Source organism: Azoarcus olearius (assembly GCF_001682385.1).
Lineage (GTDB): Bacteria > Pseudomonadota > Gammaproteobacteria > Burkholderiales > Rhodocyclaceae > Azoarcus > Azoarcus olearius.
The window spans coordinates 1072793-1085394 of sequence record NZ_CP016210.1; the positions used below are offsets into that span (position 1 = coordinate 1072793).

Genomic DNA, 12602 nt, shown 5'->3' on the forward strand with positions numbered 1-12602 from the left:
GCGATGACGACCAAATCCCAAGCCTTGCTGAACTGGGTCGACGAGCGCTTCCCGCTCACTTCGTCGATCAAGGGTCATCTGACCGAATACTACGCGCCGAAGAACTTCAACTTCTGGTACTTCTTCGGCTCGCTGGCGCTGCTGGTGCTGGTGATCCAGATCGTCACCGGCATCTTCCTGGTGATGCACTACAAGCCGGACGCATCCCTGAATGCCGCCGGTGTGCCGGTCGCGTTCGCCAGCGTCGAGTACATCATGCGCGACGTGCCGGGCGGCTGGCTGATCCGCTACCTGCACTCCACCGGCGCATCCGCGTTCTTCATCGTGGTGTACCTGCACATGTTCCGCGGCCTGCTCTACGGTTCCTACCGCAAGCCGCGCGAACTCATCTGGATCTTCGGCACGCTGATCTTCCTGGCGTTGATGGCGGAGGCCTTCATGGGCTACCTGCTGCCGTGGGGTCAGATGTCGTTCTGGGGCGCCCAGGTGATCGTGAACCTGTTCTCGGCGATCCCGCTGATCGGGCCGGACCTGTCGCTGGTCATCCGCGGTGACTTCGTCGTCTCCGACGCCACCCTGAACCGCTTCTTCTCCTTCCACGTCATCGCCGTGCCGCTGGTGCTGATCGGCCTCGTCGCCGCCCACATCGTGGCGCTGCACGAAGTCGGCTCCAACAACCCGGACGGTGTGGAAATCAAGAAGAAGAAGGACGCCAACGGCATCCCGCTCGACGGCATCCCCTTCCATCCGTACTACACGGTGAAGGACATCGTCGGCGTGGTCGCCTTCCTGTTCTTCTTCAGCGCGGTGGTGTTCTTCGCGCCCGAAGGTGGCGGCTACTTCCTGGAGTTCAACAACTTCATCCCGGCCGACCCGCTGAAGACCCCGCCGCATATCGCGCCGGTGTGGTACTTCACCCCGTTCTACTCGATCCTGCGCGCGGTGACCTACCCGCTGTTCGGCCTCGATGCGAAGTTCTGGGGCGTGGTGGCGATGGGCGCGTCGGTGGTGATCATCGCCTTCCTGCCGTGGCTGGACCGCAGCCCGGTGAAGTCGGTGCGCTACAAGGGTCCGATCTTCAAGGCCGCGCTGGTGGTCTTCGTGATCTGCTTCTTCATCCTCGGCTACCTCGGCGTGCTGCCGCCCACCCCGGGCCGCACCCTGGTGTCGCAGATCTGCTCGGTGCTGTACTTCGCGTTCTTCCTCGCGATGCCGTGGTACAGCAAGCTCGACAAGTGCAAGTCCGAACCGGAAAGGGTGACCTTCAAATGAAATCGCGTGTCATGAGTTTCATCAAGCGCGTGGCCGCGGTCGCGGCTTTCGCGCCGGCCCTGGCGATGGCCGCCGGTGACGTCCTGCACCTGGACAAGGCGCCGGTCAGCAAGGATCCGGCCGCCCTGCAGCATGGCGCCAAGATCTTCGTCAACTACTGCCTGAACTGTCACGGTGCGTCCTACCTGCGCTACAACCGCCTGCAGGAGATCGGCCTCAGCGAGCAGCTGATCCGCGACAACCTGCTGTTCACCGGTGAAAAGACCGGCGACCTGATGAAGATCGCGATGCAGCGCGACGAAGCGAAGGCCTGGTTCGGCGCCGCGCCTCCGGATCTCACGGTGATCGCGCGTTCGCGCGCGTCCGAGTTCGGGAGCGGGGCCGACTGGCTCTACACCTACCTGCGCCAGTTCTACCGCGATCCGGCCCGTCCCACCGGCTGGAACAACGTGATCTTCGCCAACGTCGGCATGCCGCATGCGCTGTGGCAGCTGCAGGGCGAGCAGGTCGCCAAGGTGACCACCGACGAGCACGGCGCCAAGCATGTCGAACTGCAACTGGCCAAGCCGGGCCTGCTGTCGGTCGAGGACTACGACAAGACCGTCGCCGACCTGGTCTCCTTCCTGGTGTGGATGGGCGAACCCGTTGCCGAGAAGCGCCGCTCGATCGGCACCGTGGTGCTCATTTTCCTGGCTGGCCTTTTTGTGCTGTCCTACGCTCTGAAGAAGAGTTTCTGGAAGGACATTCATTGAGTCTGAGCGGACGCCGCCTCACCGCCTAGTCCGCGCTCTTTGCGCCTGTCGCACCACGCGCCCGCCGCGTGGTGCGCTTTTGCTTTTTGTATTCGGAGTCGCAACACATGATGAATCTGTATTCCGGCACGACCGATCCCTTCAGTCACCGCTGCCGGATCGTGCTCTTCGAAAAGGGCATGGACTTCGAGGTGATCGACGTCGATCTCTACAACAAGCCCGAAGACATCGCCGTCATCAACCCGTACAACCGGGTGCCGGTGCTGGTGGACCGCGATCTCGTGCTGTACGAGTCGAACATCATCAACGAGTACATCGACGAGCGCTTCCCGCATCCGCAGCTGATGCCGCCCGACCCGATCATGCGCGCGCGCGCGCGCCAGCTGCTGCATACCTTCGAGCATGAGCTGTTTTCGCACATCGAGGCGCTTGAGGCGAACCAGAAAGGTGTCGACAAGACCCGTGCCCATGTGCGCGACCACCTCGTGCAACTGGCGCCGATCTTCACCAAGCAGAAGTTCATGCTCGGCGAGGAGTTCTCGATGCTCGACGTGGCGATCGCGCCGCTGCTGTGGCGGCTGGAGCATTACGGGATCGAACTCCCGAAGACCGCGGCACCACTAATGAAGTACGCGGAGCGTATTTTCAGCCGTCAGGGCTTCATCGACGCGCTGACGCCCTCCGAAAAGGTCATGCGCCGTTAAGGCGTTCGGGGCGCCCGCAGCGGCGGGCGCCGGCCGCCAAGCAAGATTGAGTCATGAGCAACATATCCACCAAGCCCTATCTGATCCGCGCGATCTACGAATGGTGTACCGACCAGGGATACACCCCTTACATCGCCGCGGTCGTCGATGAAGAAACCCGCGTGCCGCCGGGGTATGCGCGCGACGGCCAGATCGTGCTCAACGTGGGCCAGGACGCGACCCATCAGCTCCACATGGACAACGACCTGATCACCTTCCAGGCGCGGTTCAATGGCGTGGTCCATTCGCTGGTCATTCCGGTCGGCAACGTGGTTGCGATCTACGCCCGCGAGAACGGCCACGGGATGGCATTCGAGGTGGAAGGTGCCGCGGAGGCCGATGTGGCGGGCGATGCGCCGGCCGCTTCGACGCCGGCACCCGTGCCGGTGGAAAGCAGCACGGACGGCGGTTCCCGTCCGCCGCCGCGCGGCAACCATCTCAAGATCGTGAAGTAAGCCGGCGGCGGCCCGCGCTGCCCGCTGTCAGCGCGGGCACGCGGCGCGGACTGCCACTGGCGTCGATCCAGCGTGCGTACAGCCGGACCAGGCGCGCGGCGATGTCGTCCGCATGCCAGTGGCGCGCGCGCTGTCGGGCTTCGCCGGCGAGACGTTCGAGCAACTCGGGCCGCGATAACAGGCTCGCGACCAGGGCGGCAAAGGCTGCAGGGTCGTCCGGGCCGATACGGCAACCGGTCTCCCCTTCGAGGATGTCGCAGGTTCCCATCTGCGCCAGCGCCACGACCGGCGTGCCGAGCGCCATCGCCTCCAGCAGTACCAGACCCTGCGTTTCGGTGCGGGAGGCGAACACGAACAGATCGGCCGCCCGGTAGCAGTCATGCAGTTCGCTGTGGCGGTCGAGGTAGCCGAGAAAGCGGACGTGGCGCTCGAGCCCGCGCTGCGCGACCGCGTTCCGCAGCGTCGCCAGCGCCGGACCTTCGCCGGTGATCAGCAGCAGCGCGCGTGGTTCGGTGTGCCGCAGGTGGTCGATCATCTCGATCAGGAAGCCGATGTTCTTTTCGTGGGCCACGCGGCCGACGAACAGCAGCAGTCTGGCGTCGGCCGGAATCTCGTAGCGGCTGCGGAAGAAGCGTCCGTCGCCGCCCTGGAACTGGTCGGGGGGGATGCCGGTGGGAAGGATTTCAAGCGGGCGTTCGACGCCGTAGTCCAGCAGTGCCGCCGCCATTGCCCGCGAGGGAACGATGACGGCGTGGAGCGCATTGCACTGCGTGCGCGAGAACCGGCGCGCGAGCGCGCGCAACCAGCTGCGTGGCAGTGTCGGGACGTAGTGGAACAGGTATTCCTCGAAGAAGGTGTGGTAGGTGGCCACGCAGGGCAGGCGGAGCTTTCGCGCCAGCGCGAGGCCGGCGTAATGGGCGACGAAGGGGGTGTGGATGTGTATCAGGTCGAAGCCCTCGCCCGCGAGTTCATCGGCGCGCGCCGCGATGTGGCCGCTCCGCATCATGCGGTCTTCGGGGTCGAGCGGAACGAAGCGCGATGGAATGCGGAGAACCCCGTCGTCGTCCGCGCCGCCGCCCGGGTAGGCCGGGGCGATCAGCGTCGAGCGCACGCCCTGTTGGTGGAGGCTGCGGCGAAACGTCTCGATCGATGTGCTGACGCCGTTCACGCGGGGAAAGTACACGTCGGAAACCATCAGGATGTTCATCGCCGCCCTCGCTTTTCGAGCGGCACAGACTAGGCGGCGAAGGTGACGCTGCCGTTGCAGTGGCGGCGCGGACGGCGCTGCTTCTTGATACGCATCAGTGCGCCCGCGAGGCGCGGGCCGTATAAAACGAGCCAGCCGGCGGACGGCGGCACATTGGAGAAACGGAATGCAACAGATGGAATGGGGTGAGCAACTTGCACTCGGGCTGGGCCGGATGGACACCACCCATCGCGAATTCGTCGAGTTGTACAACCTGCTGGCGGCTTCGGAGGCGGAGGATTTCATCAACCGCCTCGACGCCTTCATCGTTCACACCGAGGCGCATTTCGACCAGGAAAACCGCTGGATGGAGCAGGTGAACTTTCCCGGTTGCCACCGTGCCGAGCACGATCGCGTACTGACCGTGATGCGCGATGTCCGCGAGCGCGCGGCGCGCGGCGACGCTTTCCTTGGCCGTCGCCTCGTCGAGGAACTGCCGCCGTGGTTCGAAAATCACGTCAATGGCATGGATGCGGCGCTGGCTTTCCACCTGCAGACCATCGGCTTCGATGTCGAGCGCGAGGCTTTTATCGAAGGGCGCCAAGAGGGGTGCGGCGATGCTGCCAGCGGCCCGTGTGCGTGCTCCTCGGCGCCCGCTCCCAGCGCGGTGGCCTGATTCCCGCCGAGCGAGACTCAGCGGAACGGAAAACGCGGCGTCGGCCGCCGGCCGGCGATGAGGTCGGCAGTGGCGGCGCCCGAACCGCAGGCCAGCGTCCACCCGAGCGTGCCGTGGCCGGTGTTGTACCAGAGGCGCTCGAACGGGCTCTTGCCGATCAGCGGTACGTTGCCGGGCGTGGCGGGGCGCAGGCCGGCCCATAGCGTCGCCGCCGCCGGGTCGATCGCACCCGGGAAGCGGCTGTTCAGCCAGTCGGCCAGCATCCGCCCCCGCTCCGGACGCAGCGCAGTATTGAAGCCGTCCAGTTCCGCGGTGCCCGCGACCCGCAGGCGGTCACCCAGGCGGGAGCACACGATGCGGCGGGATTCGTCGGTGAGGCTCACTTCCGGCGCCCGCTCCGGCGCGATCACCGCTGCGGTCAGCGAATAGCCCTTGACCGGGTAGATCGGCAGGCGCACGCCCAGCCGCGCCATCAGTGCCGTGCCGTAGCTGCCAAGGCACAGCACGTAATGATCAGCGAGCAGGATGCCGGTGCGGCCGGCCTCGTCGCGCACCTCCACCCCGTCGATCCGCCCGCCCGTCTGCGAGAGGCGTTCGATCCGCGTATTGAGGTGGAAGCGCACGCCGTCTTCGCGCAGGCGCTCCGCCAGCGCCTGGGTGAACAGATGTGCGTCGCCCGATTCGTCGTCCGGCGCGTAGAGCCCGCCGCGCAGCGTGGATGCGACGTGACCGAGCGCCGGCTCGATTGCTACGCATTCGGCCGCCGAGCATGCGCGCACATCCATCCCGAAATGCTGCAGTTCGCGCACCCTCGCCGCCACGGAGGCGAAGCTGCTGCGGTTGTAGAACAAATGGAGTATGCCGCGCTGCCGCTGGTCATAGTGCAGGGCGGCCGTCTCGCGAAGCTCGCGCAGGCGCCGGGCACTGTCCATCGCCAGCGCGGCAATGGCCGCAGTGTTGCGGCGGCTGCGCCAGGGCAGGCATTCGTGCAGGAAGGACAGCGCCCATCGCCATTGCGCGGCCTGGGCGTGAGGACGAAACCGCAGCGGCGCGTCCTCGCGCCCCAGCCAGCGCAGTACCGTCAAGGGTGCGGAGGGATTGGCCCACGGCTCCGGATGGCTGACCGAAATCTGTCCGCCGTTGGCGAAGCTGGTTTCCATGCCGGGGGCTGGCTGACGGTCGACGATGCTGACCTCGAAGCCCGCCTGGCGCAGATACCAGGCGGTGGTGACGCCGGTGACGCCGGCGCCGAGAACCATCACATGCATAGGGGGGTCGTCTAGTCGGAGTGCTCCACTACGAGCAAAGACAGAGGCGCGAGTTCCGCGGAAGGCAGTCATCATAACGCCCCGTGCCCACCCTGGGGCGAGGCGGACCGTGCGTATCTCACGCGGAAGCGGGATAATCCGGCGGTTTCTGATCATTCATCGGCAAGGGAGCCATCGATGCGTCGTGTGACACTTACCCAATTCCTCATCGAGCAGCAGCGTGCAGGGCGCGTCTCGGCCGATCTGCGTCTGCTGATCGAGGTCGTCGCACGCGCGGTGAAGGCGATCAGCGTCAATGTCTCGAAGGGCGCGCTGGCCGGCGTGCTGGGCGAGGCGGGCACCGACAACGTGCAGGGCGAAGCGCAGAAGAAGCTCGACGTCATTGCCAACGAAATCCTGCTACAGGCCAATGAGTGGGGCGGGCACCTGGCGGCGATGGCGTCCGAAGAGGTCGAGACGGTGCACCAGATCCCGTTCGACTATCCGAAGGGCGGCTATCTGCTGCTGTTCGATCCGCTCGACGGTTCGTCCAATATCGACGTCAACATTTCGGTCGGCACCATCTTCTCGGTGCTGCGTTTTCCCGAAGGCGAGGCCGAGCCGACCGAGCAGAGCTTCATGCAGCCGGGCCGCGAGCAGGTCGCTGCGGGCTATGCGGTGTATGGACCGTCGACCCAGCTGGTGCTCACCGTGGGCCACGGCGTGCATGCATTTACGCTGGACCGCGAGATGGGCAGCTTCATCTACACCCAGCCCTTCATGACCATTCCCGACGACACCCACGAGTTCGCGATCAACGCCTCCAACGCCCGCTTCTGGGAGGAGCCGGTGCAGCGCTACGTGGGCGAACTCCAGGCGGGCAAGACCGGCCCGCGCGGCAAGGACTTCAACATGCGCTGGGTTGCGTCGATGGTGGCCGACGTGCACCGCATCCTCACCCGTGGCGGCATCTTCATGTATCCGCTCGATGAGAAGTGCCGCGCGCAGGGCGGCAAGCTGCGCCTGATGTACGAGGCCAATCCGATGGCAATGCTGGTGGAACAAGCCGGCGGCGCGGCCACCACCGGGCGCGAGCGCATCCTGGACCTGATGCCGACCAAGCTTCACCAGCGTGTGCCGGTGATCCTCGGTTCGCGCAACGAGGTCGAGCGTGTGACCGCCTATCACTGCGAGTCCTGACGGGGCCAGCGGTGCGCTGCAGCCTGCGCCTCGCCACAGCGGTCGTGCTGCTGTGTGCTGCGGGTGTGGCGGGCGCGCAGTCGCCGCTGGAGATCGAACTCGACGTTCCCGACCGCCTGCGTCCGCTGCTCGAACAGCATGTGCGGGCACTGCGCGATGACGCGCTGCGGCCCGAGGACCCGGCCGATCGTCGGGCGCTGGTACGCCGCACGCGCAAGGAAGTGGCCGACCTGCTGGCCACCGAAGGCTATTTTTCCCCCGAGATCACGGTGGACCGCGGGGAACGCTGGCGCTTGAGCGTCGATCCCGGCCCGCGAACCACCGTGGCTGCGGTCGAACTTGGCTTCGAAGGCGAACTCGGCGACGACCCGGCGATGGCCGGACGTGTCGAGGAGTTGCGCAGGGCGTGGAGCCTGCAGGTGGGCGAGCCGTTCCGGCAGGCGGACTGGGACGACGCCAAGCGCAGCCTGATCGATGAGGTGAGCCGGCGCCGCTACGCGGCGGCGCGCATCACCGCGAGCCGTGCCGAAGTCGATCCGGAGAACGCCGCGGTGGGGCTCGCCGTCACTGTCGATAGCGGCCCCGCCTTTCGTCTGGGCGAACTCGACGTGCGCGGCCTGGAGCATCTTCCGGCCGACCTGGTCGCGCGCTACAGCACCTTGCAGGCGGGCGATTTCTACGACCGCGACCTGCTGCTGGTCTTCCAGACGTCCTTGCAGAACGCGCCGTATTTCGCCTCGGTGGTGGTGGACGTCGAGGCAGATCCTGCGCGCGCCGCCGCGGTGCCGGTGCGGGTGCAGGTCAGCGAGGCGCTGCCGCGGCGGGTGGGGTTCGGTGTGGGCTTTTCCAGCAACACCGGCTACCGCGTCGAAGGCAGCTTTCGCGACGCCAACCTTTTTGGCCGCGCGTGGGAGCTGGTGTCCGGGCTGCGGCTGGAGCAGCGGCGCCAGTCCGCCTATGCGGACGTCTTTCTGCCGCCGCGCGACGTGCGTCATCGCGACAGCGTGGGCGCGCTGATGGAACGCAGCGACCTCGAGGGCCTGCGCCTGTCCACCCAGGCGGTTGGCGTGGCCCGGAGCACGGTGCGGGGTGATATCGAAACGCGTATCGCACTGCGCTACCAGCACGAGGAGCTGCGGCCCGACGGCGCGAAGGCGACCGAGCACGACACCCTTACCGCCAACTGGACCTGGACGCGCCGCGCGGTCGACAACCTGCTCGACCCGCGCCGCGGTTTCGTGCTGGAGTTCCAGGTCGGGGGCGGCAGCAGCATCGCGCTCGCCGAGCAGGATTTCGTCCGGCTCTACAGCCGCTTCGTGCGCTACCAGCCGGTCGGCGACACCGACAACCTCATCCTGCGCCTCGAAGGAGGCGTCACCCTCGCGCCCTCGCGCCAGGGTATCCCGCAGGACTTCCTGTTCCGTACTGGCGGCGCGCAGACGGTGCGCGGTTACGCCTACCAGAGCCTGGGCGTGCGGGAGGGCGACGCGGTGGTCGGCGGCCGCTATCTGGGCGTGGCCAGCGCCGAGTACGTGCATTGGTTCAGGCCGCAGTGGGGGAGCGCCTTTTTCGTCGATGCGGGCGATGCGGCCGATGATCGGCGCGGCTTCGACCCCAAGGTCGGCTACGGGGTGGGGGCGCGCTGGCGCAGCCCCGCGGGGCCGCTTGCGGCCGATCTCGCATGGTCGCAGGAGGAGCGGCGTCTCCGTCTGCATTTCGGTGTCGCCATCGCGTTCTGAGCGACAGGCGGCTCGGGTTACACTCGCGCCCTCGGCCGTAGCTCCACCCGTTTGCGGCCGCCATCATTCCAACGAGGAGAGCGTCCCATGTCGCTGATCAAGCCCGCCGCCCGCATGCTTGCCGCGCTGGCCTTGTGCCTGCCGTTCGCCACCCTGGTCGCCGCCCAGCAGAAGTCGGTCGCCGTGACCGCCATCGTGGAGCATCCGGCCCTCGATGCGGTGCGCGATGGGGTCAAGGACGCGCTCGCCAAGGCCGGCTACGAGGACGGCAAGAATCTCAGGTGGCAGTATCAGAGCGCCCAGGGCAACACCGGCACGGCGGCCCAGATCGCGCGCAAGTTCGTTGGTGACCAGCCGGACGTCATCGTCGCGATCGCGACCCCGTCGGCGCAGGCGGTGGTGGCAGCGACCAAGCAGGTGCCGGTGGTCTATTCGGGCGTCACCGATCCGGTGGCCGCGCAGCTCGTGCCGGGCATGGGGCCCTCGGGCAGCAATGTCACCGGCGTGTCGGACATGCTGGCGCTGGACAAGCAGGTCGAGCTGATCCGTCGCGTGGTGCCCGCGGCCAAGCGCGTCGGCATGGTCTACAACCCGGGCGAGGCCAACTCGGTCGTGGTGGTGAAGGCGCTGCGGGAGCTGCTGCCCAAGCACGGCATGAGCCTGGTAGAGGCCGCCGCGCCGCGCTCGGTCGACGTCGGCTCTGCGGCGCGCAGCCTCACCGGCAAGGTCGACGTGATCTACACCAACACCGATAACAACGTGGTTTCGGCCTACGAGTCGCTCGTCAAGGTCGGCAACGACGCCAAGATTCCGCTGGTTGCCGCTGACACCGACAGCGTCAAGCGTGGCGCGATCGCGGCGGTGGGGATCAACTACCGTGACCTCGGCGAGCAGACCGGGCGCATGGTCGTGCGCATCCTCAAAGGCGAACAGCCGGGCGCCATGGCGTCCGAGACCAGTTCCAAGCTCGAACTGTTCGTCAATCCCGCCGCGGCGAAGAAGCAGGGCGTGCAGTTGTCGGACGAGTTGCTGAAGTCGGCCGCCAGAATCATCGAATAAGACCTTCCCGTTCGCGCTTCCGCTGCGCCGCACCGGCGCGCGGGAGGCGCGGATCATCCCTCCCGGTATTCCAAGATGTCGCTCTATACCCTGCTCGGCGCGTTCGAGATCGGGCTGATTTTCAGCCTGGTCGCGCTGGGCGTTTTCATCTCTTTCCGCCTGCTGCGTTTTCCGGACCTCACCGTAGACGGCAGCTTTCCACTCGGCGGCGCGGTGGCCGCCACGCTGATCGCGTCCGGCCACGATCCCTTCGTTGCCACTGCGGCCGCGGCGCTCGCCGGGGCCCTCGCGGGTCTGCTGACGGGCTGGCTGAACGTGCGCCTGAAGATCATGGACCTGCTGGCCAGCATCCTGGTGATGATCGCGCTGTACTCGATCAATCTGCGGGTGATGGGGCGGCCCAACGTGCCTTTGATCACCGAGCCGACCGTGTTTGCGCTGCTGCAGCCGGAGTCGCTTGCCGACTATGTGTTCCGGCCGCTGTTGCTGGTGGGCGTGGTGGTGGTGGCCAAGCTCGGGCTCGACTGGTTCTTTACCACCGAACTCGGACTGGCGATGCGCGCCACCGGCTCCAATCCGCGCATGGCGCGCGCCCAGGGGGCGAATACCGGGCGCATGCTGCTGGGCGGCATGGCCTTGTCGAATGCGCTGGTCGGGCTTGCCGGTGCGCTGTTCGCGCAGACCCAGGGCGGGGCGGACATCTCGATGGGGGTCGGCACGATCGTGATCGGGCTGGCCGCGGTGATCGTCGGCGAAAGCATCCTGCCTTCGCGCAAGCTGGTTCTCGCCACGCTGGCGGTGATCGCCGGCGCCATCGTCTACCGCTTCTTCATCGCGCTGGCGCTCAACAGCGACTTCATCGGCCTGCAGGCGCAGGACCTCAACCTGGTGACCGCGGCGCTGGTAACCGTGGCGCTGGTGTTGCCGATGGCCAAGCGCCGCCTGCCCGGCCGCAAGGGGAGCTGAGATGCTGCGCGCACAGGATCTTCACATGACCTTCAACGCCGGCACGCCGATCGAAACGCGTGCGCTGCGTGGCTTGTCGCTCGAGATTCCGAGCGGCCAGTTCGTCACCGTGATCGGCTCCAACGGAGCCGGCAAATCGACCTTCCTCAACGCCGTGTCCGGCGACATGGCGGTGGATCGCGGCGTCATCGAAATCGACGGCAAGGACGTCACCCGACAGCCGGTGTGGGCGCGCGCGAGCCGCGTCGCGCGGGTGTTCCAGGACCCGATGGCGGGCACCTGTGAAGACCTCAGCATCGAGGAGAACATGGCGCTGGCCGATCTGCGCGGCAGCGGGCGCGGATTCGGGCGCGCGGTGAAGGGCGCGCGGCGCGAGGCCTACCGGGCGCACCTGGCCACGCTGGGGCTGGGTCTCGAGAACCGCCTGTCGGATCGCATCGGGCTGCTGTCCGGTGGTCAGCGCCAGGCGGTGAGCCTGCTGATGGCCGCGCTGCGGCCGTCGCGCATCCTGCTGCTGGATGAGCACACCGCGGCGCTCGATCCGCGTACCGCCGATTTCGTGCTTCAGCTCACGGCCCGCATCGTCGCCGAACACAAGCTCACGACGATGATGGTAACCCACAGCATGCGCCAGGCGCTCGACGTGGGCGAACGCACCGTGATGCTGCATCAGGGGCGCGTGGTGCTCGATGTCTCCGGCAAGGAGCGTGAAGGCCTGGATGTCACCGATCTGCTGGCAATGTTCGAGCGCGTGCGCGGCGAAAAGCTGGACGACGACGCGCTGCTGCTGGGCTGAGCGGCCGCCGCAGCGTGCGCCCTGCTGCCGTCGGCAGGGCGCGCGCAGATATCGATATTCCCGTACTTGAAATCGCCATCCGCCGTCCCTATTATTAGCACTCGTTGGCAGCGAGTGCTAACAGTCGCGGCGATGCCGCGGCCACCAGCGAATTTCATTCTGCGGGCGCTGCCCGTGTTGTCAGTTGAATCGAAAAGAAGGAGTGAGATCCATGAAGATTCGTCCCTTGCATGATCGCGTGATCGTCAAGCGTCTGGAAGCCGAACGCAAGACCGCCAGCGGCATCGTGATCCCCGACTCCGCGGGCGAAAAGCCCGACCAGGGCGAAGTCCTGGCGGTCGGTAACGGCAAGATCCTGGACGACGGCAAGGTCCGCCCGATGGCCGTTCAGGTCGGCGACAAGGTGCTGTTCGGCAAGTACGCCGGCCAGTCCGTGAAGGTCGAGGGCGAAGAGCTGCTCGTCATGCGCGAAGAAGACATCATGGGTGTGGTCGAGGCCTGAGCCTCCCGC

General features: G+C 66.7%; 13 protein-coding genes. 11 read left to right on the forward strand and 2 right to left on the reverse strand.

Features of this window, described 5'->3' with window-relative positions; genetic code table 11:
- Positions 1–3 precede the first annotated feature (3 nt).
- From dqs_RS05105 to dqs_RS05120, 4 genes are all read left to right on the forward strand, one after another.
- Positions 4–1272 (forward strand): cytochrome b, encoded by a 1269-nt coding sequence (locus dqs_RS05105; protein ID WP_011764695.1) that lies wholly within the window; start codon positions 4–6, stop codon positions 1270–1272.
- Complete coding sequence (locus tag dqs_RS05110) at positions 1269–2024, forward strand: cytochrome c1 (RefSeq protein WP_011764696.1); 756 nt, start codon at positions 1269–1271, stop codon at positions 2022–2024. The genes dqs_RS05105 and dqs_RS05110 overlap by 4 nt, the downstream gene beginning before the upstream one ends.
- A 107-nt stretch (positions 2025–2131) precedes the next feature.
- Positions 2132–2728, forward strand: coding sequence for a glutathione S-transferase N-terminal domain-containing protein (locus dqs_RS05115; RefSeq protein WP_011764697.1), 597 nt, complete (start codon positions 2132–2134; stop codon positions 2726–2728).
- A 53-nt stretch (positions 2729–2781) separates the two neighbouring features.
- Positions 2782–3222 carry a ClpXP protease specificity-enhancing factor gene (locus tag dqs_RS05120; protein ID WP_011764698.1) on the forward strand — a complete coding sequence of 147 codons (441 nt, stop codon included), beginning with the start codon at positions 2782–2784 and terminating at the stop codon, positions 3220–3222.
- On the opposite strand, the gene dqs_RS05125 is transcribed toward dqs_RS05120, so the two are convergent.
- Entirely contained in the window at positions 3206–4429 is a 1224-nt protein-coding gene (locus tag dqs_RS05125) for a glycosyltransferase (RefSeq protein ID WP_065339849.1), read from the reverse strand. The two genes, dqs_RS05120 and dqs_RS05125, sit on opposite strands and share 17 nt — an antisense overlap.
- 166 nt (positions 4430–4595) lie before the next feature.
- Between dqs_RS05125 and dqs_RS05130 the strand changes: the two genes are divergently transcribed.
- Positions 4596–5084 carry a bacteriohemerythrin gene (locus tag dqs_RS05130; protein WP_065339850.1) on the forward strand — a complete coding sequence of 163 codons (489 nt, stop codon included), beginning with the start codon at positions 4596–4598 and terminating at the stop codon, positions 5082–5084.
- A 17-nt stretch (positions 5085–5101) separates the two neighbouring features.
- Here dqs_RS05130 and dqs_RS05135 read toward each other — a convergent pair whose 3' ends face one another.
- Complete coding sequence (locus dqs_RS05135) at positions 5102–6352, reverse strand: D-amino acid dehydrogenase (RefSeq protein WP_011764701.1); 1251 nt, start codon at positions 6350–6352, stop codon at positions 5102–5104.
- 177 nt (positions 6353–6529) lie between these two features.
- Between dqs_RS05135 and dqs_RS05140 the strand changes: the two genes are divergently transcribed.
- The 6 genes from dqs_RS05140 to groES all read left to right on the forward strand — a co-directional run bounded on the left by dqs_RS05140 (position 6530) and on the right by groES (position 12593).
- On the forward strand, positions 6530–7531 hold the full coding sequence (locus tag dqs_RS05140; protein ID WP_065339851.1) for a class 1 fructose-bisphosphatase: 1002 nt from the start codon (positions 6530–6532) through the stop codon (positions 7529–7531).
- An 11-nt stretch (positions 7532–7542) separates the two neighbouring features.
- Positions 7543–9270 carry an autotransporter assembly complex protein TamA gene (locus dqs_RS05145; RefSeq protein ID WP_065339852.1) on the forward strand — a complete coding sequence of 576 codons (1728 nt, stop codon included), beginning with the start codon at positions 7543–7545 and terminating at the stop codon, positions 9268–9270.
- An 87-nt stretch (positions 9271–9357) separates the two neighbouring features.
- Positions 9358–10329, forward strand: coding sequence for an ABC transporter substrate-binding protein (locus dqs_RS05150; RefSeq protein WP_065339853.1), 972 nt, complete (start codon positions 9358–9360; stop codon positions 10327–10329).
- Positions 10330–10404: 75 nt separating this feature from the next.
- Positions 10405–11295, forward strand: coding sequence for an ABC transporter permease (locus tag dqs_RS05155; RefSeq protein ID WP_065339854.1), 891 nt, complete (start codon positions 10405–10407; stop codon positions 11293–11295).
- Position 11296: 1 nt separating this feature from the next.
- On the forward strand, positions 11297–12091 hold the full coding sequence (locus tag dqs_RS05160) for an ABC transporter ATP-binding protein (RefSeq protein ID WP_065339855.1): 795 nt from the start codon (positions 11297–11299) through the stop codon (positions 12089–12091).
- A 211-nt stretch (positions 12092–12302) separates the two neighbouring features.
- The gene (groES, locus tag dqs_RS05165) at positions 12303–12593 is read left to right on the forward strand and encodes a co-chaperone GroES (RefSeq protein ID WP_011764707.1); all 291 of its coding nucleotides are present in this window, start codon (positions 12303–12305) and stop codon (positions 12591–12593) included.
- Positions 12594–12602 lie beyond the last annotated feature (9 nt).